The 21,743-nt window shown below is 70.8% G+C and carries 21 protein-coding genes and 1 tRNA gene; 8 read left to right on the top strand and 14 right to left on the bottom strand.

Features of this window, described 5'->3' with window-relative positions; all coding sequences use genetic code 11:
* Positions 1-21 precede the first annotated feature (21 nt).
* From ACZ44S_RS25005 to ACZ44S_RS24995, 3 genes are read right to left on the bottom strand one after another with little or no spacing between them, the layout of a single operon-like run.
* Positions 22-906 carry an SDR family oxidoreductase gene (locus ACZ44S_RS25005; RefSeq protein WP_466932653.1) on the bottom strand — a complete coding sequence of 295 codons (885 nt, stop codon included), beginning with the start codon at positions 904-906 and terminating at the stop codon, positions 22-24.
* Entirely contained in the window at positions 903-1,832 is a 930-nt protein-coding gene (locus tag ACZ44S_RS25000) for an alpha/beta fold hydrolase (protein WP_466932651.1), read from the bottom strand. The genes ACZ44S_RS25005 and ACZ44S_RS25000 overlap by 4 nt, the downstream gene beginning before the upstream one ends.
* On the bottom strand, positions 1,829-3,352 hold the full coding sequence (locus ACZ44S_RS24995; RefSeq protein WP_466932649.1) for a flavin-containing monooxygenase: 1,524 nt from the start codon (positions 3,350-3,352) through the stop codon (positions 1,829-1,831). Before ACZ44S_RS24995 ends, ACZ44S_RS25000 begins: the two co-directional genes overlap by 4 nt.
* A 177-nt stretch (positions 3,353-3,529) precedes the next feature.
* Here ACZ44S_RS24995 and ACZ44S_RS24990 point away from each other — a divergent pair, with 177 nt between their 5' ends.
* On the top strand, positions 3,530-4,150 hold the full coding sequence (locus ACZ44S_RS24990; protein WP_466932875.1) for a MerR family transcriptional regulator: 621 nt from the start codon (positions 3,530-3,532) through the stop codon (positions 4,148-4,150).
* Positions 4,151-4,237: 87 nt separating this feature from the next.
* On the opposite strand, the gene ACZ44S_RS24985 is transcribed toward ACZ44S_RS24990, so the two are convergent.
* Entirely contained in the window at positions 4,238-4,735 is a 498-nt protein-coding gene (locus ACZ44S_RS24985) for a cupin domain-containing protein (RefSeq protein WP_466932647.1), read from the bottom strand.
* 157 nt (positions 4,736-4,892) lie between these two features.
* Between ACZ44S_RS24985 and pdxR the strand changes: the two genes are divergently transcribed.
* Positions 4,893-6,332: a MocR-like pyridoxine biosynthesis transcription factor PdxR gene (pdxR, locus tag ACZ44S_RS24980; RefSeq protein ID WP_466932645.1), complete on the top strand. Its 1,440-nt coding sequence runs from the start codon at positions 4,893-4,895 to the stop codon at positions 6,330-6,332.
* A 215-nt stretch (positions 6,333-6,547) separates the two neighbouring features.
* Here the strand turns inward: pdxR and ACZ44S_RS24975 are convergent, their stop codons facing one another.
* A complete protein-coding gene (locus ACZ44S_RS24975; protein ID WP_466932643.1) occupies positions 6,548-7,369 on the bottom strand; it encodes an exodeoxyribonuclease III in 822 nt (273 codons plus the stop codon).
* Between the two features lie 50 nt (positions 7,370-7,419).
* Between ACZ44S_RS24975 and ACZ44S_RS24970 the strand changes: the two genes are divergently transcribed.
* The 4 genes from ACZ44S_RS24970 to ACZ44S_RS24955 all read left to right on the top strand — a co-directional run bounded on the left by ACZ44S_RS24970 (position 7,420) and on the right by ACZ44S_RS24955 (position 11,059).
* On the top strand, positions 7,420-7,896 hold the full coding sequence (locus ACZ44S_RS24970; protein WP_466932641.1) for a GNAT family N-acetyltransferase: 477 nt from the start codon (positions 7,420-7,422) through the stop codon (positions 7,894-7,896).
* 222 nt (positions 7,897-8,118) lie between these two features.
* The gene (locus tag ACZ44S_RS24965) at positions 8,119-8,577 is read left to right on the top strand and encodes an amino acid ABC transporter permease (protein WP_466932639.1); all 459 of its coding nucleotides are present in this window, start codon (positions 8,119-8,121) and stop codon (positions 8,575-8,577) included.
* Complete coding sequence (locus ACZ44S_RS24960) at positions 8,577-10,493, top strand: alpha/beta hydrolase (protein WP_466932637.1); 1,917 nt, start codon at positions 8,577-8,579, stop codon at positions 10,491-10,493. Before ACZ44S_RS24965 ends, ACZ44S_RS24960 begins: the two co-directional genes overlap by 1 nt.
* Positions 10,490-11,059, top strand: a complete 570-nt coding sequence (locus ACZ44S_RS24955) for a hypothetical protein (RefSeq protein ID WP_466932635.1) — start codon at positions 10,490-10,492, stop codon at positions 11,057-11,059. Before ACZ44S_RS24960 ends, ACZ44S_RS24955 begins: the two co-directional genes overlap by 4 nt.
* A gap of 135 nt (positions 11,060-11,194) precedes the next feature.
* On the opposite strand, the gene ACZ44S_RS24950 is transcribed toward ACZ44S_RS24955, so the two are convergent.
* Entirely contained in the window at positions 11,195-11,587 is a 393-nt protein-coding gene (locus ACZ44S_RS24950; RefSeq protein ID WP_466932633.1) for a hypothetical protein, read from the bottom strand.
* Between the two features lie 410 nt (positions 11,588-11,997).
* On the opposite strand from ACZ44S_RS24950, the gene ACZ44S_RS24945 reads away from it, so the two are divergent.
* Positions 11,998-12,297, top strand: coding sequence for a GntR family transcriptional regulator (locus ACZ44S_RS24945; RefSeq protein WP_466932631.1), 300 nt, complete (start codon positions 11,998-12,000; stop codon positions 12,295-12,297).
* A 44-nt stretch (positions 12,298-12,341) separates the two neighbouring features.
* Here the strand turns inward: ACZ44S_RS24945 and ACZ44S_RS24940 are convergent.
* From ACZ44S_RS24940 to galU, 7 genes are all read right to left on the bottom strand, one after another.
* A tRNA-Ala gene (locus tag ACZ44S_RS24940) sits at positions 12,342-12,415 on the bottom strand.
* Between the two features lie 71 nt (positions 12,416-12,486).
* Entirely contained in the window at positions 12,487-13,689 is a 1,203-nt protein-coding gene (gene sepX, locus ACZ44S_RS24935) for a divisome protein SepX/GlpR (protein WP_466932629.1), read from the bottom strand.
* A gap of 171 nt (positions 13,690-13,860) precedes the next feature.
* Complete coding sequence (locus tag ACZ44S_RS24930; protein WP_466932627.1) at positions 13,861-14,514, bottom strand: GNAT family N-acetyltransferase; 654 nt, start codon at positions 14,512-14,514, stop codon at positions 13,861-13,863.
* Positions 14,515-14,540: 26 nt separating this feature from the next.
* Entirely contained in the window at positions 14,541-15,047 is a 507-nt protein-coding gene (locus tag ACZ44S_RS24925) for a MogA/MoaB family molybdenum cofactor biosynthesis protein (protein ID WP_466932625.1), read from the bottom strand.
* On the bottom strand, positions 15,044-15,556 hold the full coding sequence (gene moaC / locus ACZ44S_RS24920; protein ID WP_466932624.1) for a cyclic pyranopterin monophosphate synthase MoaC: 513 nt from the start codon (positions 15,554-15,556) through the stop codon (positions 15,044-15,046). The genes ACZ44S_RS24925 and moaC overlap by 4 nt, the downstream gene beginning before the upstream one ends.
* 86 nt (positions 15,557-15,642) lie before the next feature.
* Positions 15,643-16,965, bottom strand: coding sequence for a molybdotransferase-like divisome protein Glp (gene glp / locus ACZ44S_RS24915; protein ID WP_466932622.1), 1,323 nt, complete (start codon positions 16,963-16,965; stop codon positions 15,643-15,645).
* Positions 16,962-17,873 (bottom strand): UTP--glucose-1-phosphate uridylyltransferase GalU, encoded by a 912-nt coding sequence (galU, locus tag ACZ44S_RS24910; RefSeq protein WP_466932620.1) that lies wholly within the window; start codon positions 17,871-17,873, stop codon positions 16,962-16,964. Before galU ends, glp begins: the two co-directional genes overlap by 4 nt.
* 92 nt (positions 17,874-17,965) lie before the next feature.
* Between galU and ACZ44S_RS24905 the strand changes: the two genes are divergently transcribed.
* Entirely contained in the window at positions 17,966-18,589 is a 624-nt protein-coding gene (locus ACZ44S_RS24905) for a 5-formyltetrahydrofolate cyclo-ligase (protein ID WP_466932619.1), read from the top strand.
* 58 nt (positions 18,590-18,647) lie between these two features.
* Here the strand turns inward: ACZ44S_RS24905 and ACZ44S_RS24900 are convergent, their stop codons facing one another.
* Entirely contained in the window at positions 18,648-21,509 is a 2,862-nt protein-coding gene (locus tag ACZ44S_RS24900; protein WP_466932617.1) for a penicillin acylase family protein, read from the bottom strand.
* Between the last annotated feature and the right edge of the window lie 234 nt (positions 21,510-21,743).

Raw genomic sequence — 21,743 nt, 5'->3', positions numbered from 1 at the left:
CCGTCACCCTGCGCATGTCGATCACTTACGCACAGTAGCGCGGTGCTGTTCGTCGGCGTTCCCGCCGGCCCCGACCAGTCCCTTGCGGACCCCGTCGAGCCGGTCGGCGAACCGCCTCATCTCCCGTTGCCCCACGGTGCCGATGACCGCCGGGAGGTACCCGCGCACTCCCTGCATGCCCCGCAGCCACCACTGCCCGTACACATGGCTCGACCGCCGCTCGATCCCCGCCACCAGCCGGTCCACGGCGGGCCCCAGCGGGTAGGTCTTGTTGGACGGCCACGGCAGCCGCTGCCGCAACTCCCGCATCACGTCGTCCTGGTCGGCCCCGCGCACCATGTCGGTGTCGGTCCACGACAGATAGCCGACGCCCACCCTCACGCCCCGGTAACCGACTTCGGCGCGAAGGCTGTGCGCGTACGCCTCCACACCGGACTTGGAGGCGCAGTACGCCGTCATCATCGGAGCGGGGGTGATCGCGGCGAGGGAGGCTATCTGGAGCAGATAGCCGCGGCTCTCGGCGAGCAGCGGCAGGAACGCCCGCGCGGTGACCGCCGATCCGATCAGGTTCACCTCGATCACCCGCCGCCAGGACTCCGGGTCGGAGTCGGCGAACGGACCGCCCGTGGCCACACCGGCGTTGGCGACGACGATGTCCACCCGGCCGAAGCGCTCCCGCACCTCGCCGGCGACCCGGGCCATCGCCTCGTGGTCGGTGACGTCCGCGTACCAGTGGTCGCTGTCGCTGTGCAGCCGCGCGGAGACGTCCTTCAGCGCGTCCGGCTCCAGCCCGACCAGCGCCACCTTCACCCCGCGCGCGGACAGCTTGCGGGCCAGCAACTCCCCGACACCGCGCGCCGCTCCGGTGACGACGGCGACCTTTCCTTCGAGACTGACCCTGCTCATGCGCTCTCCTCGACGGCGGGTTCGGCGTGGATGTGGGCGGCGGCCAGCGCCCGGATCTTTCCGGTGACCAGGTCGGGCGCCTCGACCGGCGTCATGTGGCCGATCCCCGGCAGCTCGGTGACGCCGAGGCACTGCGGCAGCGCGGCGGCCAGTGTCCGGGCGTGCACGGGCGGGGTGAGCCGGTCCGCCGCACCCGCGACGATCTCGGTGGGCACGCGCAACTCCCGGACCCCGTACTCGAGATCGAGTTCGCCGAGGACGTGCGACCAGGCGTGCCGCACCCCGCGCGGGCAGGCGTGCACGATGCGGGCGCAGGCCTCGACCATGTCCGCCGCCGAAGCGGGGCCCATCGTGGCGTACTTGAGGATCCGGCGGGCCATCGGGGTGACCGGTCCGAGCGGCGCCCGGGAGCCGAGGACACGGTGGGTCAGCCAGGTCCGCACCCGTCCCGGCCGCATCGGCAGCACCGTCGACTCGTCCACCAGCCGCGAACTGCCGGTGCTGCACAGCAGGACGGCGGCGGCGTGCTCGCGGAACGCGGGCCGGGCGGACGCGGCCATCACCGTCATCCCGCCCATGGAGTGCCCGGCGATCACGGCCCGCTCGCCTGGCGCGAGGGTGGCGGTGAGCACCGCCTCCAGGTCGTCGGCGAGCGCCTGGGTGCTGCACGCCGGGCTCGCGGGCGTACGTCCGTGGCCGCGCTGGTCGTAGGCGATGACCCGGTGGTCGGCGGCCAGTTCGCGGATCTGCGCCGCCCAGAAGGCGGTCGAGCAGGTCCAGCCGTGGGCGAGCACGACCGCGGGCGCCCGCTCGGGTCCGTGCACCTCGACGTGCAGCCGGGCGCCGTCGGCGGACAGGGCGGTCAGTTCGCGGGCGGCGGCGGGCGGGGCGTAGGGCCCGGAGGTGACGTGGGTGAGGCGGCTCATGCGGTCACCTCGGTGTTCTCCCGGGTGGGCTCCGGCCGGGCGGGGGCGGCGCGCAGAACGGCGTACTCGGCGAGGTCCACGCGCCGTGTCTCGCGTCGGAACTCGGCCGTGGTTCCCGGCCAGATGGTGGTGTTGCGCCCGCTCGCGTCGAGGTACCAGCTGGTACAGCCGCCGGTGTTCCACACCGTGCGCTTCATCCGCTCCTGCACCCGGTGGTTCCAGGCGCGTACGGCGCTGGGGCGGGCGTCGAGGGCGACCCGGCCGCCCAGGACATCCAGCTGGCGCAGGTAGTCGGCCAGGTAGTTCAGCTGGGACTCGATCATCAGGATCATGGAGGAGTTCCCGAGGCCGGTGTTGGGCCCGATGACCGTCATCCAGTTGGGGAACCCGGCGGCGGCCGCGCCGCGCAGCGCCTGCATCCCGCCCGCCCACGCCTCGGCGAGGGTCTTCCCCTCGGCGCCGACGACCCGCTCGGCGATCGGCATGTCGGTGACGTGGAACCCGGTGCCGAACACGATCGCGTCGACCTCGGCCTCGGTCCCGTCCGCGGCGACGACGGTCGACCCGCGCACCTCGCTCAGTCCGCTCGCGACGACGTCGACATTGGGCTGCGCGAGCGCCGGGTAGTAGGTGCTGGACAGCAGGATCCGCTTGCAGCCGATGCGGTAGTCGGGCGTGAGCCTGGCGCGCAGGGCCGGGTCCTTGACGGCGCGGGCCATGTTGCGCTTGGCCAGCCGCTCGACGAAGCCGAGCTCGCCGGGGTGCTTGGTGAACGCCTGGACCTGCAGCTCCCGTACGCCCCACAGCAGTCCGCGGCGGATCTTCGTGGTGAAGGGCAGGGTGCGGTGCAGGGCGCGCTCCGCACCGCTGATCGGCCGGTCGACGCGGGGCAGGACCCAGGCGGGCGTGCGCTGGAAGAGGGTCAGCCGGGACACGAGCGGCTGGATCGACGGCACGATCTGGATCGCGGACGCCCCGGTGCCGATCATGGCGACCCGCTTGCCGCGCAGGTCGTAGTCGTGGTCCCACTGGGCGGAGTGGAACACCTTGCCGGGGAAGGTGTCGAGCCCGGGCACGTCCGGCAGCTTCGGCTCGGACAGCGGACCGGTGGCGGAGACCACCACATCGGCGCTGAGGTTCCCACTGGTGGTCTCGATGTCCCAGCGCAGCCGCTCGGCGTCCCACGCCATCCGCTTCACCTCCGAGTCGAAGCGGAGGTGCGGGCGCAGGCCGAAGACGTCGGTGACGTGCTCCAGGTAGGCGCGGATGTGCTCCTGTCCGGAGAAGGAGCGGGGCCAGTCCGGATTGGGCGCGAAGGAGAAGGAGTAGAGATGCGAGGGCACGTCGCACGCACAGCCGGGATAGCTGTTGTCGCGCCAGGTGCCGCCGACGCTGCCCGCCCGCTCCAGGACGACGAAGTCGGTGATCCCCTCGCGCCTCAGCCGGACGGCGGCCCCGAGGCCGCCGAACCCGGACCCGACCACCGCCACCCGTACATGTTCGTGCTCGTGCTCGGCCATCCCGAAGCCTCCACGCATCGCTCAGAACCCTGCCAGTGAACACTGGCGCAATGGGGAGAGTAGAGCAGCTCCGTACTGATGGGTAGGGGGCGTGCGAGGAAACTTACCGCCGGTACGCCCTAGGCTTCAGACGTGGCAGCAGACAGCGAAGGACCCGGTGAACGGCGCGAGTACCGCATGGAGGAGCTGGCCAGGCTGGCCGGCATCACGGTGCGCACGCTGCGGTTCTACCGCGAACGCAAACTGATCCCGCCACCGCGCCGCGAAGGCCGTATCGCCTGGTACGACGACCAGCACCTGGCCCGGCTGCGCACCATCACGGCACTCCTGGAACGCGGCCACACCCTGAACGGCATAGCGGAGCTCGCCGAGGCCTTCGACCACGGCCGCGACGTCGGCGACCTCCTCGGCATGGACACCCCCACCGAGGAGACGCCGGCCCGCCTCACCCCCGAGGAACTGGCCGACCACTTCTCCGGCGAGGTCACCCCGGAGAACCTGGCCGCCGCACTGGACCTCGGCTACCTCGGCGTCGACGGCGAGGAGATCGTCCACATCAGCCGCCGCCTGCTGGACGTGTCGTCGGCCCTGGTCCGCGAAGGCATCCCGCTCGCCGAGGTGCTCCGCACCGGCGCGGAGGTCCGCACCCACGCCGACGCCCTGGCCGACCTCTTCGCCGACCTGATCCTCCGCCACGCCCCGGAGGAGGCCCTCCACCGCCTGCGCCCGCTGGCCCGCAGCGTGGTCGACGCGGAACTGTCGCTGGCCCTGGACCGGCGCCTGCGCAAGCAGGACTGACCGCCCCGGCGGCCGGGGAGCCGTGCCCGCACCGCCGGTCGACGCGTCCCTTCCGGCGGCACGGACGGACCCGGCCCTCACGGCCCGTCAGGCGTCGGCGAGCTCCGCCTGCCAGAGAGGGCTGGCGCAGTAGTGGTTGTCGTACTGTTCGGAGCCGGCCTTGATGTCCTCCACGGTGGCCTCCCCCCGGTACACGCGCTCCAGCAGACGGTAGTAGTCGAAGCGGTCCATACCGGGCGTGAAGGCGACCAGGACGTCGGCCTCCTCACCCCGGGCCGGGGCGAAGGCGTGCGGCAGTCGTGGCGGCACCGTCACGAAGTCGCCCGCCCCCAGGGTGACGACCCGGTCACCGAGCAGCACCCGCAGGCTGCCGCCGAGCACGAAGAACATCTCGGTCGCCCTGGTGTGGAAGTGGGCGGGGGCGCCCGGGGAACCCTTGCGCAGGGTGGCCCGGTTGGCCGTCAGCGCCCCCTGGGTCCGATCGGAGTCGGCGAGCAGGGTGATGAGGCTCGTGGCCCCGTCCTGCAACGTCTCGGCGGAATCGGCACGGACGAGAACGGGCTGGGCGGACGCGTTCACGGACATCTCCTCGGGGCGTGGTCGGGCCGGTGCGACGGCGGGGGACGGACCGGCGCGAACCGCCCCGGGCCGTCTGCGGTCCCGGCCTCGCGCCGGGCCCGTTCCCCGTTCCTCGTGACCACCACGCTAGGCGGGCGAAAGACCCCGCGTAGGGTGCATTTCCATGGCTGATTCATGGGTCAATCCGGCCGAGCGCATCGGCAGCGACCTCCACCTGGTCCTGGACACGACCAAGGGTGGCAGCCGCCGCGCCGTGCTCGGCCGAGCGCTGCGCGAGGCGATCACGGAAGGACGCCTGGCACCGGGCACCCGGCTCCCTCCCTACCGGTCACTCGCCGCCGACCTCGGGCTGGCCCGCAACACCGTCGCCCAGACCTACGCCGAACTCGTCGCCGAGGGCTGGCTGATCGCCCGCCAGGGATCGGGGACCCGGGTGGCGCCCAGGGCGAGGCCGGCACCCTCCCCGCGCGTCCCCGAGCCGGTGCCGGTCCGCCGGGAGCCGCCCGCCCACAACCTGCGGCAGGGCCTGCCGGATGTCACCTCCTTCCCCCGTACTGCCTGGCTGGCCGCCGCACGACGGGCACTGAACGCGGCGCCCGGTGAGGCGTTCGGCCCCGGTGACCCTCGCGGACGGCCCGAGCTGCGACGTGCCCTCGCCGCGTACCTGTCCCGCGTGCGGGGCGTACGCACCAGCCCCGAGACGATCGTGGTGTGCTCCGGTGTCGCGCACGCCCTGAGGCTGCTCTTCGGCGCGAAGGTACTGCGCGGCCCCCTGGCCGTGGAGTCCTACGGACTGCCGTTCCACCGGTCGGTCCTCGACGCGGCGCGGGTGCGGACCGTGCCCCTGACGCTGGACGAGCACGGGGCGCGCACCACGGAACTGTCCGCGCTGAAGGAGGTACGGGCGGCGCTGCTCACTCCCGCCCACCAGTTCCCCACCGGAGGTCCGCTCCACGCCGAACGGCGGGCCACCGCGGTGGACTGGGCGCGCGGGAGCGGGGGTCTGCTGCTGGAGGACGACTACGACGGGGAGTTCCGCTACGACCGGGATCCGGTGGGCGCCGTCCAGGGACTCGATCCGCAGCGCGTCGTGTACCTCGGCTCGCTCAGCAAGAGCCTCTCCCCCGCGCTGAGGCTGGGGTGGATGGTGCTGCCGGACCACCTGGTGGAACCCGTGCTGCACGCCAAGGGCGAGCGCGAGGCGTGGGCCGGTGTCACGGACCAGCTGACCCTCGCCGACTTCATCGAGTCGGGCCACTACGACCGGCACATCCGCCGGAGCCGGCAACGCTACCGGGACCGCAGAGACCGTCTGATCGCCCTGCTCGCCCGCCGGGCGCCACACGTCGTGCCCACCGGCATCGCCGCCGGACTGCACGCGGTGCTGAGCCTTCCGCCCGGCAGCGAACGGTCGGTGACCAAGGCCGCTGCCCGGCAGCGCGTCGCCGTGGACGGGCTCGCCGGCTTCCGGCACCCGGCCGCCACCATGCCCGCGCACGACGGCCTGGTCGTCGGCTACGCCGCACCTCCCGACCACGGTTTCGGCGCGGCCCTCGAGGCCCTCTGCCGCATCCTGCCCCCACCGCCGCCCGACAGGGACTGACGGCCGGGAAGGGGAGGACGAGCGGGCCCGTGACCGTCTTTGCGGAAGGGGCGGCTGTGTCCCGGAGAGTGGTGCTCTCGTTCGTCATGGTCACGACGCCACGGTCGTGAAGGGCCCCTGACAGCGTTCGCTCCGCTGCCCGGATCACGGGTCGATCCGACCGGGCTCCCGCTGCCGGCGCCGACGGCTCCGGCGCGGTCCCGGGTGCGTCGGCGTCAGCCCGCCGCGGCCGGAACGCCCTCGAAGACCACGGTCACCGGCGCGTGGTCCGACCACCGCTCGGCGTGGGTCGCGGCGCGCTCGACGTACGCCTTGACGGCGCGGGCCGCGAGCCCGGGAGTCGCCACGGCGAGGTCGATCCTCCACCCCGTGTCGTTGTCGAACGCCCGTCCCCGGTACGACCACCATGTGTACGGCCCCTCGACGTCCGGGTGCAGCTTCCGCACCACGTCGACGTACCCGCCGTCGGACGGATCGAGCACGCGCGAGAGCCACTCCCGCTCCTCCGGCAGGAAACCGGAACTCTTGGTGTTCCCCCGCCAGTTCTTCAGGTCGGCCTTCTCATGGGCGATGTTCCAGTCCCCGCAGACGACGACCTCGCGCCCATCGGCGGCGGCCCGCTCCCGCAGCCCCTTGAGGTAGGCGAGGAACTCGCCCATGAACCGGACCTTCTCCTCCTGCCGCTCGGTCCCGACCTCCCCGGACGGCAGATACAACGAGGCGACCGTCACACCCGGCAGATCGACCTCCACGTACCGCCCGCTGCCGTCGAACTCCGCCGACCCGAACCCCACCTGCACCCGGTCGGGCTCACGCCGGGAGTACAGGGACACCCCCGCACGTCCCTTGGCAGCGGCGGGAGCGTGCACGACGTGCCACCCCTCGGGCTCCCGCACCTGCTCCGGCAACTGCTTCGCCTCCGCCCGCACCTCCTGCAGACAGATCACATCGGCGGAGGTCCCGGCCAGCCACTCCACGAAGCCCTTCTTGGCGGCGGCCCGCAGCCCATTGACGTTGACGGAGGTCACAGTAAGCATCAGGGCACGATACGACACTCCATGTCCGCGCATGTTTTACCGTAATCGGCATGGAAATCCGCCCGGTCCCCTACGACCACCCCGACGCCGTGAAGCTGGACGCCGAGGTCCAGGCCGAGTACCACGTCCGCTACGGGGACGGCGGCGACTCCACCCCCATGCACCCGGCGGACTTCACGCCCCCGAACGGCGTCTACCTGATCGCGTACGACGAGGCCGACGTCCCCGTGGCCTCCGGCGGCTGGCGCGTCCAGGACGCCAACGGCGAGGGCAACCGCGACGGCGACGCCGAGCTCAAGCGCATGTACGTGATCGAGCAGATGCGCGGCCGGGGCCTCGCCCGCCGCATCCTGGCCGCCCTGGAGGAGGACGCCCGCGCGGCCGGCCGCGTCCGCATGGTCCTGGAAACCGGCACGAAGCAGCCGGAGGCCATCGCCCTGTACGCCTCCAGCGGCTACGAGCCGTGCGAGAAGTTCGGCTACTACCGCCACCACGAGGAAAGCCGCTGCTACGCGAAAACGCTGTAGCGAACCGAGTGGCTCGGAGCGAGCCCGCGGTACGACTGCCACCAGCCGATGACTGGACTCTGATGGCCGGATTCTGCCTGAGTACACATACTCAGACACTCTGGTGCCCCCTGCGCATGAAGCAGAAGAAGATCGTCCGTTAGCGTCCCTACTGATCACCACGGCGCGACGACGACGCGCTCATATCAGTTCGGCGGCGCACGGCAGGGGGAGGGGCCGCGCATGGCGTGGGACGAATGGGAACAGTTGAAGGCCGAAGCGGCCGATCGGCACATCGCACGGATGCGGCTCAACCAACTGCCCGCCGACCAGGGCGGTGACACGCCTAGGGGCGGGGCGGGGGCCGGGACCGCCGGTGGCTCAGGCACTCTTCAGCACTCGGGCGGGCCGTGGACCCGGGCGGCAGGTACAGCGGACGACCTGAGAATCAGCACCGAGTCGACGAAGAAGCACCTGCAGTCCGGGCACACAGGCGTGCCGAAGGGCGCGGAGGGCCTGGCGAGCGTGGAGGTGCTGATAACCGTACTCGCGTCCTGGGAGAAGCGCTTGGAGGCGGTACGCGGGGAGTGCGAGTCGCTGGGGCCCAAGCTGCGCGCCGTCGCCAAGGAGATGGGCGAGCGCGAGGCTGCCACTGTGGCCGCAGTGCGTTCCGTGAGCGTGCCGACGGGAGGCCGTGAATAGTGGCCTCCACGTTGACCTGGCAGCAACTGCGAGATCTCGAATTGTCGAAGCTGGACGACGCCGAGGACAGCTGGGCCAAGGTGTCACACCACGCGGACGCCGCGGGCGAGCGTGTGGACGCCGAGATGTCCGGTCGTCTGGCGAAGACTCAGGAGAGCGAGTCGGCGAAGGCAGCCATCCGACGCCTCAGACGGCTGAGCAGTAACTACCACTACATCCATGCTGAATGCGGCCTGATCCGCGCCTCTGTGAGCGGCCTTTCGTCTGAAATCGCCGCTCCTCGGCGGCGGCTGAAGGACGCGCTGGAGGATGCAACCGCCCTGTCGTACACGGTGCACGCGGATGGAAGCATCGGGTATCCCGCCGGCGGCAAGAACGAGCTGACCGGCACCGAGATCCCAGGTGGAACAGCTGTGGGCAACAACGGCATGCTCACCTCGGACAACCGAGGGCTGCACCCACCAAATGACAAAGGGCTGTACACACCTGAGGCGCCCGGCCTGATCAACCCCAATCCGCACCACGCCAAGGCACAGGACATCGCCGACCGCATCGCCCACGCCCTACGCGAGGCCCGTGAGATCGACGAGCGGTACAGAGCAGCGCTCAGCAAACTCAAGGCCGCCCCGGGCCTCCGTGTCGACGAGAAGACCTGGGCCGACGCCGCCGCCGACACCGCAGCCGTCGGCGCCGCCGCGGACCATCTGGAAGCCGGCATTCCCCGCGACAAGTCCCCCGCGGATCGCAAGGCCTGGTGGGACCAACTCACGCAGGAGCAACAAGACCAGTACCTGGCCGTATACCCGGACGTGATCGGCAACCTGGACGGCATTCCGGCCGTCGTCCGGGACGAGGCCAATCGGGAGAACATCCAGCTCCTGATCGGGAAACTCTCCGGGCAGGAGGACGAAAAGTCCCAGACCATGCTGGACGGGTTGAAGGACATCCGCGGCAAGTTGGAAGCTCCGAGCGTACCGCCCATGTACCTGCTGGGCATCGGAGACGAAGGCAACGGCCGCGCCATAGTTTCTTACGGCAATCCCGACACGGCACGTAACGTCTCAGCTTATGTACCGGGCCTCGGCACCAGGCTGGACAAGGAGTTCGCCGACGGTACGCTCAAGCGGGCCCAGGACACTGCCCTCGGCGCCGCCGAAGCCGATCCTCACACGTCAACCGCGTCAATAGTCTGGCTCGGTTACGACGCACCCCAACTCTCCGCCCAGGACCTGGCCGCCAACACCGACGTCATGTTCAGAGAAAACGCCGAGGCGGGAGCTCCTGCCTACAACAGTTTCATGGCTGGAATCTCCGCAACGAACGAAAACGCCGACCCTCACATCACTGCAATCGGGCACTCATACGGCTCCCTCACCGTCGGTTTGGCCGCACAGGAAAAGGGCGGAGTTCCCGGAGCTGACGACATCATCCTCGTCGGAAGTCCCGGCACCGGCGCGAAGACCGCTGACGAGTTGAATGTCGGTGAAGGTCACGTGTACGTCGGCGCAGCGGACAACGACATCGTCACCAAACTCCCCAATCAGCAGGAGGCCGGCGGCATGGGGGCCGGAGTCGCCGGCGGCGGGTCGGCAGGGCTCGTTCTGGGGTTGGGCATCGCCGGCCCTCCAGGAGGGCTCGTCGGCGGTGTGGCAGGTTCCGTAGTCGGCGGCATCGCTGGTTACACGGCCCAGGACCAGCAGACCGACCCCAGCCAGATCTGGTTCGGCACCGACCCCGCGAGCAAGGCGTTCGGCGCCACGCGCTTCATGGTGGACGATGGTCCCACCCTGATTGAGGGTGGGACTGACGCACACTCACAGTATTTCACTCCGACCAAGGACCAGATGTCAGCGGACAACATTGCCAAAATCGTGGCCGGGAGGGCCGACGAGATCGTTTTGGAGCAGCCACGATGAGGGCCATCACCGCCGCAGTCGCCACCGTGGCGATACTTTTTGCGGCCGGCTGCGGCACTTCAGGTGATTCATCCTCCGGCGATGGGACAGAGATGAACATGCAGGAAGCCGCCGAAAAAGCCGACAAAATCCTTGACGGCACCTTCGCGGCCATCAAGCCAGCCATCCACTGGACCCACGGTGAATCCACCGAGGGCAGCTGTGACGTATCGCGACGCCGAGCGGTGATGACCATCATTTCCTCGGAGCGCCGAGGCAGTTTTCTGGGCGTCGTGGAACGCTACTGGAAGTCACAGGGATATCGGCAGCTCGGCGTCAACCGCAGCGCCAAGAGCCCTGCCACGTATTTCAGGACGCCCGATGATTTCAACGTACGGTTGCTCTTCGGCGGAAATGGCCAGGCCTTTTTCGAGGTGGCCACGCCTTGCGTGACCAAGTCCTCCGTGTCACCGCCGGCCACTGACACAGTCGGCCCCAACTACGCGGGAAGTCCCATCCCGGACCCGAACGTCCCCTCCGAATTCTGGTCGGCAGCCCCCTCCGTTCCCTCGTCCCCCGCGACATAACGGCCCGCGCCGACAGAAGGCCGCTACGACACCGTGGCGGCCCGGCGGGCGCCCGTGCCCCGCACACAACCCGTCCGTCCTGCCCACTCGGCGGGACGGGAAGGGCGGTGTGCGGGAGGGGGGTGCTGGCGCCGGTCAGGGGCGTTCCTTTGGGACGGGAGCGGTCTCGAGGCCGACTGATCGGGGCGCTGCCTCGGGCTCCCCGCCGGGCGTCGTGTCGACGTGGTCGTCGCCTTCGCCGTCGGACTGGGGCAGGCGGCGGCCGCGGGACTCCGCGACGCGCAGTGCGTCGGCGAGGCACTCGGCCAGGCGGATGGCGCCGTACCGCACCTCGACGTGCGGTGACATCGGGTCCTCCAGGACGCGCCGGGCGCGCTCGAGTACGTCCAGGCCGTCGGCGAGCTGTCGTGCCTCCGCCTCGTCGGCCATCCAGGAGACGTACCCGTCACCACCGTTGGCGAGGAAGCACGGCTTCCCGTCCGGCGAGGACCAGGGCAGAAGCCTGAGCGAGGCATACGGATGCGTCACGCCGCCACCCTTTCAGCGACACCGACGACGCTCGTGTCCAGGCAGGCGGCGACGTAGGGGCGCACGAGCCGGGAGTCGCCTCCGTCGATAGGGAGGTGCGAGCAGTACGGGAAACGGTGGGAGGGGAGGCGGACGGTGTCGTTGGTGGTGCGGTCAGGGGCGGGATGAGCAGGGAGCGGGTCGCCCGCACGGTGGCTCCCGGTGCCGGGGCCCAAGGGCCCAGCCAATGAGCGAGGCGGTGGATAAGGTCATGCATGTCGACGCTCCTTCGCAGCGTTGGCCATGCCCCGGGAGGTCTAGCCACCTCGCCGGGGTCTCCTCGTGAAGCTACATCCATCTATAGCCCTCTGCATACAAGTGCAGAGGGATCCACTCGTTAGTGGACGTATGCCCATGCATACGGTGGACATATGAGCGATGCAACAAAGCCGCAGCCGGCTCTCGACCCGATGAGCGCCCGACCGCTCTACGTTCAACTGGCTGACGTGATCGCCAAGAAGATCCAGGCAGGTGAGCTGGCACCGGACAGGCCGATCCCCTCGGAGAATCACCTCGCCGATGAGTACGGGGTGGCCCGGCTCACCGCACGGCGGGCGGCGCAGGAACTCCGTGAGCGCGGACTCATCGTGACCGTGCGCGGCAAAGGGTCCTTCGTCGTGGAGCAGCCACCGACGGGTGCTCGGGAGACGACGGACGGGACCACCGACTGACGAAAGAAGCCCCCGCCGATTTCTCGGCGGGGGCTCAGCTGCGGTGGACCTGAGGGGATTTGAACCCCTGGCCCCCTCGATGCGAACGAGGTGCGCTACCGGACTGCGCCACAGGCCCTTGCAACGAGTGAAACTTTAGCATCCCGATCGGGGTGCTCGGTAATCCGTTGCCGCCGGTGGGGCCGAGGGCTACTCGTTGGCCGCCTTCGGGCGGTCGCCGTCCTCGTACTGGTCGAAGAGCGGGGTGCGGCCGCGCTCGCGGGAGCGGCGGGCCGAGGCCGCGCGGCGGGCGTCGGTGCGCTCGTCGGCGGGAACGGCGGAGTCGGGGTCGGGGTCCGTCTCCTCGGCCGGCGGCGACGCCGTCTCCTCCGCCGGCACGGCGCTCGAGCGGGCCGAGCTCCAGGTGTCCGGGGCGCCGAGGTCCACGTCGCCGGCGGCGCGCGGGGCGACCGGGGCCGTGACGTACGTGGGGAGCGGGACCGGGACGGGGTCCCAGCTGTCGCCGCCCTGGCCGGGGCGGCGCTGCCGTTCGCGCTGCTGGTCGACCCACTCGGCGTGGTCGGTCTGCTCGACGAGCGCACGCCGGTCCGCGGCGAGCGCGGTCAGACCCGGGTCGGCGACGGCTCCGGCTTCCGGCCCCTCCGGTTCGTCGGGGTCGGCGTCGTCGACGGCCGGGCGGCGGCGCGGCTGGCGCTCGCGCTCGCGCAGCCGCTGCGCCGCGACCTCGGCCTGGCGGCGGTCCATCTGGTAGGCGAACCGGCGGCGCTCCTGGGAGCGCAGATAGGCGATGTACGCGCTCAGCAGCACGGCCGGCACACCGGGCGCCCAGAGGAAGGCGAGTCCGCCGACCGCCGCGACGACCGCGCCGAGTGTGAAGGCGACGAAGAGAAGCGTCGTGGTGCGCCGGCGCCGGGCCAGCACCTTCGAGCGCCGGGCGCGCGCGGCCGCGGCCTGCGCCGCGCGTGCTTCCGAGGCCCTGCGTGCGGCCGGAACGCGTGCCCGCGCGGCGGCAGGTTCGGGCGCACGCCGTTCCACGCGTTCGCGCGGGGGCCGGCCGGGCGCCCGTTCGGGGCGCTCCTCGGGGGCGGAGGGAAGGGGCGCCTGAGTCTGCGGACGGGTCTGGGACACGGCGAAGGCCCGGACGTCCACCGAGTCGGTGATCGCATCCGGGTCGTGGACGCCCTGCTCCCCCTCGTCGGTGGAGCGCGCCCGCAGGTCCTTGGCGTACCGGCGCTCCATGCCCGCCCGTCCGGACAGCAATCGGATGGCGGTGCTGAAGCGTTCCGTCGGACGGGCCTCGTTCAGCTCGTCCTGCCTACGGAGCCACATCGGCACCAAGTAGGCGGCCCAGGCCCCGACGATGACTGCGTAGATGAGGCCGCTGCTGCTCACGCCTCACACCGTAGAGGGGTTTGGCGCGGGCCATCCGCCAATTGGGCCGGTGTGTCGCACGATCTGGCTGATATTTCGAACATTTTTTGTGACGGCCACGTTCAGGAGGCCTCCTGAACCGGAATTCCTGGCTCGAAGACGGTCAACCCACGCCCAAATTCGAACGTTTATTCAATTTCCCGGTCCATGCGGGATTCCCCGGTTGTGCCGCTCGTGTCCGGGCAGCTCGCGGCCGGAGCGCTCCTGAGAGCGTGCCCGGTGCCACCGGGCGAGCAAACCGTCGGGGACTTCTTCCGCCGTGAGCGCGAAGACGAGATGGTCCCGCCAGGCGCCGTCGATGTGCAGATATCGCGGCCGCAGCCCTTCCTCGCGGAATCCGAGTTTCTCCGCGACCCTGCGGCTCGGCATGTTCTCCGGGCGAATGCAGACCTCGATGCGGTGCAGCCCGACGGTGCGGAAACAGTGGTCCACGGCCATGGCCACGGCCGTCGGCACCACTCCGCGTCCGGCCACGGCCTCGTCCACCCAGTAGCCGACGTGGCCCGAGCACATCGAGCCCCAGGTGATCCCTGCGACGGTCAACTGGCCGACGAGACGCCCCTGGTACTCGATGACGAAGGGCAGCATCCGGCCCGCGTTCGCCTCGGAGCGCAGATGGCGGACCATCTGCCGGTAGGTCGGGCGATGGGTGATCGGGCCGCTGGGCGTGGGCGGCGGGATGGTCGCCTCCCAGGGCCGCAGCCAGTCGCGGTTGCGCCGGTTGACCTCGCGCCAGGCCTTCTGGTCGCGCAGCTTTATCGGCCGGAGGACGATGTCGCCGTCCACCAGCTCGACCGGCCAGTGTGGGCTGTTCAGCTCGCACCCCCGCCACTGGCGTCCGGTCTCGGATGGTCGCCGCCGCGCAGCTGGTCCACGGCGTGCTTCAGCAGCGGCTCCAGGACGGCGAGCCCGTCCTTCACCCCGCCGGAGGACCCGGGCAGGTTGACGATCAGGGTTCCGCCCGCGACTCCGGCGAGGCCCCGGGAGAGGGCGGCCGTGGGCACCTTGTCCCGGCCGTACGCCCGGATGGCTTCCGCGATGCCGGGGACCTCGCGGTCGATCACCCGGCGGGTCGCCTCCGGGGTGCGGTCGGTGGGTGAGATGCCGGTGCCGCCGGTGGTGACGATGACGTCGTAGGCAGCGTCCACGCCCGCGCGGAGCGTCGCCTCCACGGGGTCGCCGTCGGGGACCACCTGGGGACCGTCAACGGCGAAGCCGAAGCGAGCCAGACCCTCCGCGATCAGCGGACCGCCCTTGTCCTCGTAGACGCCGGCGGCGGCCCGGTTGGAGGCCGTGACGACAAGCGCCCGGTAGCTCATGCCCGGCTCCAGTCGCCCGACTTGCCGCCCGTCTTCTCCTCGACCCGCACGTCCGTGATGACCGCCCTCTTGTCGACCGCCTTGACCATGTCGATCACGGTGAGCGCGGCGACCGACACCGCGGTGAGCGCCTCCATCTCGACACCCGTGCGGTCCGTCGTCCGCACGGTCGCCGCGATCTCCACGGCGTCGTCCGCGACCGACAGGTCCAGTTTCACACCGGAGAGAGCCAACGGGTGGCACAGCGGGATCAGGTCGGGGGTGCGTTTGGCGCCCATGATGCCCGCGATGCGCGCGGTGGCCAGCGCGTCGCCCTTGGGGACGCCCTCGCCGCGCAGCAGCTCGATCACGCGCGGGGAGACGAGGACGCGGCCGGTCGCCCGCGCGGTGCGCGCGGTGACGTCCTTGCCGGACACGTCGACCATACGGGCGGCGCCCGCCTCGTCGATGTGGGTCAGACGTTGCTGCTCGGAGGATCCGGGGGTCGCCCCCCGGGAAGGCACGGTCATGATCGTGTGGCGCTCCCGGTCCTGGCCCCTCGCGGTGCGGCGCACGGGCCTGCTGTGCGCGACACGGTACCGCCAACCGGTCCTGCTCAGCCGAGCAGGACCACCTCGACGTCGGTGCCGGGCGGGACGGACTCGACGTCCTCGGGGACGACGATCAGGGCGTCGGCCTGCGCGAGGGCCGCCACGAGGTGCGATCCCGCGCCGCCCACGGGCGTCACCGCGCCGTCGGTGTACCGGCCGCGCAGGAACTGGCGGCGGCCCTTGGGCGAGGTCAGGGTCCGGTCCGCGGTGAGCTTCGCGCGGGCCCTCGGCCGGTGGACGTCCGTCAGGCCCATCAGGGTACGGATGGCGGGGCGGACGAACAGCTCGAAGGACACGTAGGAGGAGACGGGGTTGCCGGGCAGGGCCAGCAGCGGGGTGTGGTCGGGGCCGATGGAGCCGAAGCCCTGGGGCTTTCCGGGCTGCATGGCGAGCCGGCGGAAGTCGATGCCGCTGCCGGGTTCGTCCTCGTCGGCCGCGTACGACAGCGCCTCCTTGACGACGTCGTACGCCCCCACGCTCACACCGCCGGTGGTGACCATCAGGTCGGCGCGGACCAACTGGTCCTCGATGGTGTCGCGCAGGGTCGCGGCGTCGTCGGCGACGGCGCCCACGCGGTAGGCGATCGCTCCGGCGTCCCGCGCGGCGGCGGTGAGGGCGAAGCTGTTGGAGTCGTAGATCTGACCGGGGCGCAGTTCCTCGCCGGGCTGGACGAGTTCGCTGCCGGTGGAGAGCACCACCACGCGCGGGCGCGGGCGCACCCGTACCGTGCCGCGGCCGATGGCGGCCAGCAGGGAGATCTGCGGCGGGCCGAGGACGGTGCCGGCCTCCAGCGCGCGGTCGCCGGCCTTGACGTCGCTGCCCCGGGCGCGCACGTGCGCGCGTGCCGCGGCCGGGCGGTGCACCGCGACCTGGCCGGTGGCGCCCTCCGGGGCCAGGCTGCGGGCGCGCATCCCGGCGGCCGGTCCCCCGCCGAGGCCGCCGTCGGTCCACTCGACGGGGACGACGGTCTCGGCGCCGGGCGGGAGCGGGGCGCCGGTCATGATGCGGGCGGCCTGGCCGGGGCCGACGTGGAGGAGGTCGGCCTGGCCGGCGGCGACGTCACCGACGACCTCGAGGGACGCCGGGTACTGCTCGCTGGCGCCCGCGATGTCCGCGACCCGCACCGCGTACCCGTCCATGGAACTGTTGTCGAACGGGGGCAGGGACACCGGGACCGTGATGTCCTCGACCAGGACGCAGCCCTGGGCGTCGAGGAGCTGCAACTCGATGGGTTCGAGGGGCCGGACGGTCGCGAGGATGTCGTCCAGGTGCTCGTCCACCGACCAGAGGTGGTCCGGGCCTGCGGTGCGGGGCGCGGCGGTGCTCAACGTTGCTGCATCTCCTCGGTGACATAACGGTGGAGCCAGGTCCGGAAGTCCGGTCCCAGGTCCTCACGTTCGCACGCGAGCCGGACAATGGCACGCAGGTAGTCGCCGCGGTCGCCGGTGTCATAGCGGCGGCCCTTGAAGACGACGCCGTGCACCGGCCCGCCGACCTTTTCGTCGGCCACGAGCTGCTGGAGGGCGTCGGTGAGCTGGATCTCGCCGCCGCGGCCCGGCTCGGTCTTGCGGAGTATGTCGAAGACGGCCGGGTCGAGGACGTAGCGGCCGATGATGGCGTAGTTCGAGGGCGCGTCCTCGGCGGCCGGCTTCTCGACCAGGCCGCCGATCTTGACGACGTCGGAGTCCGCGGTGGCCTCGACGGCGGCGGAGCCGTAGAGGTGGATCTGCTCGGGGGCCACCTCCATGAGCGCGATGACGCTGCCGCCGTGCTGCTGCTGGACGTCGATCATGCGCTGGAGCAGGGGGTCGCGCGGGTCGATCAGGTCGTCGCCGAGGAGGACGGCGAAGGGCTCGTGGCCGACGTGCGGCGCGGCGCACAGCACGGCGTGGCCGAGGCCCTTGGGGTCGCCCTGGCGGACGTAGTGCATGGTGGCCAGGTCGCTGGACTCCTGGACCTTGGCGAGGCGGCCGGCGTCGCCCTTCTTCTGAAGGGCGGACTCGAGTTCGTAATTGCGGTCGAAATGGTCCTCCAGCGGGCGCTTGTTGCGGCCCGTCACCATGAGGACGTCGTCGAGACCGGCGGAGACGGCCTCTTCGACCACGTACTGGATCGCCGGCTTGTCGACGACCGGCAGCATCTCCTTGGGAGTGGCCTTGGTGGCCGGCAGGAACCGGGTGCCGAGACCGGCTGCGGGGATGACAGCCTTGCTGATCCGAGGGTGTGACTGTGACATGCCGGACACCATATCCGGTGCCTTTGCAGGGAATCTGTGGCTCCGGTTATTTACCGCTCATATGAGCATATTGGAACGGTACGGGTACAGAGTTGAGACACAACGACCGCGCTGACGAGTCTGACAAGCGGGTGCTACGACGCCAAATCCTCCAGACGAGGAACGGCTTGACGGCAAATGAAGTGCGGGAATCCGCCACCGCGCTGTCCCGGCAGGCACTCGCGCTGCCCGAACTCGCGCACGCGCGCACGGTGGCGGCCTACGTCTCCGTGGGGAGCGAACCCGGCACGCTCGCGCTGCTGGACGCGCTGCGCGCACGGGGCGTACGCGTCCTGCTGCCCGCCCTGCTCCCGGACAACGACCTCGACTGGGGCACGTACACGGGGGAGGGCTCCCTCGCGCGGGTGCGGCACGGTGGGCGCATGGCCCTGCTCGAGCCGGCCGGCGAACGCCTCGGACCGGACGCCGTGACCGAGGCGGACGTCGTCCTGCTGCCCGGACTGGCCGTCGACGCGCGCGGGATGCGGCTGGGACGCGGCGGGGGCTCCTACGACCGCGTGCTCGCCCGGCTGGACCGCGCGGGCGCCCGTCCGGCACTGGTGGTGCTGCTGTACGACGCCGAGGTCGTCGGCCGTGTCCCCGAGGAGCCGCACGACCGGCCGGTGCACGCGGTGGTGACACCGTCCGGCGTACGGCGGTTCGGCGCCCGCCCCTGACACGGAATCGGCCTCCACGCGCGCGTGGAGGCCGATTCACGGAGCGGGACGACCGCGGTCAGGGCTTGAGCAGCAGCGTGTCGCTCGTGCTCTCCTCGACCGCCTTCTCCGAGAAGGACCACTCCAGCAGCTCACCCTCGGCCCACTTGTCCGTCTGGTCGACGTAGTGGGCGCTGTAGGCGTGTCCGGAGGCGCCGGTGAGGTTGATCCACCGCGACTTGTCGAGGTCGCCGAGGTTGACCACCATCCGCATGGACGGCACCCACACGACCTCGTAGCCGCCGGCCGCGTTCCAGCCGGTCGCGTTGACCGTCGCCTCGCCGCCGCCGAGCTTCCACGGGCCGCGGTTGAGCATGTACTGCAGGAAGCCGGGGCCCTCGGTGCCGAGCGTCTGGTTCTTCAGGAACAGGCGGTGCAGCCGGCCCCAGCTCCAGGTGTCGATGTCCTTGCCCAGCTTGGCGGTCAGCTCCCAGCGGGCGTCGATCATGGCCCGCTTGAACAGCTCGTCACGGTTGTCCGCGCCCGGACGGGTGCCCCTCTTCGGCGTCGTCCACCACTCGCTGTCCTGGTCGTCCTTGAGCTTGCGGACCACCTCGAACCAGCGGTCGCCGCCGTCCGGCTGCGCCTGGTCGGCGGCGCGCTGACCGCACTCGCGGACCTTGTCCGCCTCGTCGGCGGGGCCGGTGGTGTTGACCGGGTCGACCCACAGGCACTGGCCCTCGGCCCGCAGCTCCTTGGGCAGCTTGTGGCCGAAGGCGAGCTTGAGGACGTTGCGCCACACGGCGTTGAAGTACGCGGCGGCGGCCGAGTCGGCGTCCTGGGTGTAGTCCCAGCCCTCCAGCAGCTTCTGCGCCTCGCGCACGTCCGCGTCACCGGTGTCGATCTTCAGCAGGTCGGGCACCAGCAGCTTGGCGATGGAGCTGGAGTTGTCGAGCTGCATCTGCCGCATGTCGTCGGTGGAGATCTTGCCGCCGTCCTTGATCTTCGACTGGATCAGGTCGGTGATGCGCCGGCTGCGGGCGCCGTAGCCCCAGTCCGTGGTCAGCGTGTAGGGGTAGTCCTTGCCGACGACGGCCTGGTTGGCGGTGACGATGTAGCCGCGCTCTGGGTCGAGCTCGAAGGGGAGCGCGTCCTGGTCGATCCAGCCGGTCCACCGGTAGTCGGCGTCCCAGCCCGGGGCGGGGACGGAACCGTCGTGCTTCTCCGCGCGGGTGGGGATCTTCCCGGGCAGCGTGTAGCCGATGTGGCCCTCGGTGTCCGCGTAGACGAGGTTCTGCGAGGGCACCTCGAACAGCGTGGCCGCCTCGCGGAAGTCGTCCCAGTCCTTCGCGCGGTTGATGGCGAAGACGGAGTCCATGGTGCGGCCCGGGTCCAGTGCGGTCCAGCGCAGGGCGACGCCGTAGCCGTCGCCCCGGTCGGGGGCCGCGCTGTCGACGGAGGCCTTCTTGCCGGTCTTCACCAGTTCGTCGGAGCGGTCGGAGAGCAGGGGACCGTTGTTGGTCTCGCGGACCACGATCTTCCGCGCCGTGCCGCCGGCGACCCGGATGGTCTCCTCGCGGGTCGTGAACGGCACCACCTTGCCGTCGTACTGGTAGCCGTCGCCGGTGATCTTCTCCAGGTAGAGGTCGGTGACGTCGACGCCGGAATTGGTCAGGCCCCAGGCGATGTCCTGGTTGTGGCCGATTATGACGCCGGGCATGCCCGCGAAGGTGTAGCCGGTGACGTCGTACTGGCACTCGGCGGAGACTTCGCGGCAGTGCAGGCCCATCTGGTACCAGACGGACGGCAGCGAGGCCGACAGGTGCGGGTCGTTGGCGAGCAGCGGCTCGCCGGTGATGGTGTGCTCACCGGAGACGACCCAGGAGTTGGAGCCGATGCCGTCGCCGTTGATGCCGACGGCGGTGGGCAGGTCGCGCATGACCTCCTGGAGGCCCGTCAGCTGGCTCTCCAGCGCGGAGCCCGCGGTGCCGGTGCCGGTGCCCGTACCGGCCTCCGTGCCGGTGCCCGTTCCCGAGCCCGCCGTTCCCGTGCCCGTGCCGGTCCCGGTGCCGTCGCCGGTCCCGGTGCCGTTGCCGGTCCCGGTGCCGCTTCCGGTCCCCGTGGTCCCGCCCTGCTCGTACGCTCCGGTGAGCTCGTTGTACTGGCCCTCCTGGATCACCGGCTTGTTCCGGCCGTACGGGTACTCCGGGTACAGGTCGGCGATCTGCTGGGGGCCGAGACGGCTGGTCATCAGCGCGCGGTCGATCTCGTCCTGCATGTTCCCGCGCAGGTCCCAGGCCATCGCCTTGAGCCAGGCCACGGAGTCGACCGGGGTCCACTCCCCGGGCTTGTAGTCGTTCTCGAAGCCCAGCGCCGCGTACTCCAGGGAGATCTCCTCGCCCTGCTTGCCCTCCAGGTAGGCGTTGACACCCTTGGCGTACGCCTGGAGGTACTTCTTCGTGGCGGGCGAGAGCTTCTTGTCGTACTCCTCCTCGGCGATCCGGTGCCAGCCGAGGGTGCGCAGGAACTCGTCGGTGTCGACCTGGCTTGCGCCGAACATCTCCGACAGGCGCCCGGCGGTCATGTGCCGGCGCACGTCCATCTCGTAGAACCGGTCCTGCGCCTGGACATAGCCCTGCGCCATGAACAGGTCCTCGTCGGAGGAGGCGTAGATCTGCGGGATGCCGTAGCCGTCGCGCTTGACGTCGACGTTCCCCGACAGCCCCTTCAGCGTGATCGAGCCGGTGGTCTGGGGGAAGGAGGCCCGCACGGTGCTGACGGTCCAGTACCCCCCGTAGGCGAGACCGCCGATCAGGGCCAGCACCAGCACGAGCACGATCAGACGGGCTTTGCGCCCTTTCTTCCTGCCGGACTTGCCGGCCTGCTGACCCGGGGAGGCGTCGGCCTGCTGACCCGGGGAGGCGGTGATGTCGGTGGGCATCGCTGTCCTTGCTGTCCTAACGCGAGCGGCAGGTCGGGCTGTGCTTTTAACTGAGCGCTGGAGCAACGATAGGCGCAGGGCCCCGCGCCCCTTGACGCGGAGTCGGGAACCAGCCCGGACGGGCGTTCGATCTTGCCTCCCCGAGCGTCAAGAATGCGTCAAGAGTTAGGTAAGGTAACGAAGTAGTTTGCCGCGGAAGCGCGGTGGATCGCATGCGATGTACGTGATCTCACG

This window comes from Streptomyces malachitofuscus (genome assembly GCF_055571035.1).
The sequence above is the reverse complement of the archived record's forward strand: the minus strand, read 5'-3'. Positions and strand labels throughout refer to the sequence as shown.